This window comes from Paenibacillus sp. NRS-1781, from assembly GCF_050467745.1.
GTDB lineage: Bacteria > Bacillota > Bacilli > Paenibacillales > Paenibacillaceae > Paenibacillus > Paenibacillus terrae_A.
Map to the genome: position 1 here is coordinate 1 of NZ_JBITPI010000107.1, position 562 is coordinate 562.

At 46.4% G+C, this 562-nt stretch carries 1 pseudogene; it reads left to right on the forward strand.

Annotated elements, in window-relative coordinates:
- Positions 1-20: 20 nt before the first annotated feature.
- Positions 21-562 (forward strand): annotated as a pseudogene (locus tag ACIFO6_RS24130) (EndoU domain-containing protein); the annotation flags it as partial.

Below are 562 nucleotides of genomic sequence, written 5' to 3' on the forward strand. Positions count from 1 at the left end.
AAGGAACCAACGGCTTACACTTGAATACAACCACCGATACGCTGGATTTGGAACAGGAAGTTAACAGCGTGAGTGCTGAAATCCAGCTTCAAGCTTCCATCCATCAAAACTACCCTGAGCCGCTGTTGTCTGATTTTGAGAAGCAGGTCGCTGAAAAAGGTATCCAAAGTGTGATGGGAGCACGCGTAAAGGAGAATGTAGGCTCCACGCTCAAGGGGGAATTGGATGCGGGTTTGGATTTTTTAAGCGGGGTATGGAACTCCGCTGTCGATATAGCGGATATGGGAGTCATGGTGGCTACTCCTTTCGTCATGCCGGGTAACGTCACCGGAAAAGGCTTTCTGGAGCGCAATGAGACACTCGAAGGTATTAAGGGTGGTGCGAAGTTTGGCTGGAACTATATTGAAGACTCATTCCAAGGAAAAAAAACAAAGAAAGATGTGGTTCATGACCTAGAAACCGTGTGGGATGGCATAAAAAGTATACCTGATCCGATTGAGCGAAAATTGAAGAATTTCTTCCCTAATCCGTTGACCGATACCAAACAGGAAAGTTACGATGC